Below are 1,657 nucleotides of genomic sequence, written 5' to 3'. Positions count from 1 at the left end.
ATTGGCCATTACTTTCGTTGGCTGCAACGATGAAGATAACGGTATTTTTGGCAGGCAGTGGCAATGAGTTTACAGTAAGCAGCTTTGATAAGGGCATTGACCGTCAAACCAATAGAGAAGCGATTGCTCGTTTAGATACCAGATACAGTAATGGCGCGCGTGACATTAAAAAGACCAACATCATTGGGAGTTATAGCCAAATCATTGATGATTTAGAGTCATCGACAGTGTTAGCAAATAACTTTGAAGGCACACTGGAAGACAGATACATTGAGGTCAGTAGGCGTACCGTTAAACGGCCTGTATACCGAATCAACAGTAATAAAAAGCTTAATTATGAAACGACTTATCGTACATTGGACCTATCAGGCGTTGATGCACGCGATTACAACGCGGGTAATAAATTCAGCGGTCGTCGCGGTATATTTACTGATTTAAACAATTATAAAGAAATACCAAACGATATTGCATTTCCAACTGGCTCAGTTTGCTATATACCTGTAACGACAAGTGAGCGTTCATTTTTTGTATTCAATGCTCAAAACAAAACGGGCTATAAAGACCTTGATAAATGGATCGATGCTACCGAAAATCAGTTCAGCGACAATCGTCAATTCAGTACTACCATAGTAAAAGTTGGGACAAACAATAAGCAGGAGGCTGCTCAAGTGAAGTTTTTTGCTACCAATGATGAGCCAGAATACATATATAACGGCGTTGACCATCAAGATGCTATTTATCAAGCCAGCTATGTGGCTAGTGGTACTACTAAGCCTAATGAAAATAGTTTTAACGGGGTGGTGGACTGCACGCTGGTAAATGAGGTGGCAGCGGACTTTTTAGAAAGAGAAATCAAACGCTACTATTAAAAGGCAGTATTATTTAATAACCTCCGTTTTTAGCAATGCCAACACTCTCTAGTTATGGTTTAGAGAGTGTTTTTTATGCCTGAAATAAGCATCTCTGTGTTAAATCCGCTACAATAAGCGCACTATTTATTCTATTTATTTAGATTAATTTCTAAATCACACAACCGTCGAAGTCCAAAATTATGAGCGTAGATCCCAAAAAATTAAGCAAAGAAGTTGCCAAACGTCGCACCTTCGCCATCATCTCGCATCCTGATGCTGGTAAAACCACCATGACCGAAAAGCTACTGCTATGGGGTCAAGCCATTCAGGTGGTAGGCGAGGTCAAAGGTCGCAAAACCGATCGCCATGCGACTTCCGATTGGATGAGCATGGAGCAAGAGCGTGGGATTTCAATCACTACTTCGGTCATGCAGTTTCCATATCAAGATCATATCGTCAATTTACTAGACACCCCAGGTCATGCCGACTTCAGTGAAGACACCTATCGCACATTGACAGCAGTAGACAGTGCGCTGATGATGGTCGACGGGGCAAAAGGCGTTGAAGAACGTACCATCAAGTTGATGGAAGTGTGCCGGATGCGTGATACGCCGATTATATCTTTTGTAAACAAGCTGGATCGCCAAATTCGAGAGCCACTTGAGCTGCTCAGTGAAATCGAAGACGTACTGAAGATTAAGTGTATTCCAGTCACTTGGCCGATCGGTATGGGACAGGATTTCGTTGGGGTCTATCACCTTGCAGAAGACAGAACCTACCTGTATGAAAAAGGCCACGGTGGCGAG

The 1,657-nt window shown here is 42.5% G+C and carries 2 protein-coding genes; both read left to right on the top strand.

Annotation, left to right across the window (positions count from 1 at the left end; translation table 11 throughout):
- Window positions 1-869: hypothetical protein (locus tag JMY01_RS13975; RefSeq protein ID WP_201577715.1), on the top strand; the 869-nt coding region annotated here is incomplete at its 5' end.
- Window positions 870-1,051: 182 nt separating this feature from the next.
- Window positions 1,052-1,657, top strand: a 606-nt coding sequence (locus tag JMY01_RS13970) for a GTP-binding protein (RefSeq protein ID WP_201577713.1), incomplete at its 3' end; no start/stop codon positions are given.

The sequence above is a fragment of the Psychrobacter sp. H8-1 genome, assembly GCF_904846575.1.
Classification (GTDB): Bacteria; Pseudomonadota; Gammaproteobacteria; order Pseudomonadales; family Moraxellaceae; genus Psychrobacter; species Psychrobacter fulvigenes.
The sequence above is the reverse complement of the archived record's forward strand: the minus strand, read 5'-3'. Positions and strand labels throughout refer to the sequence as shown.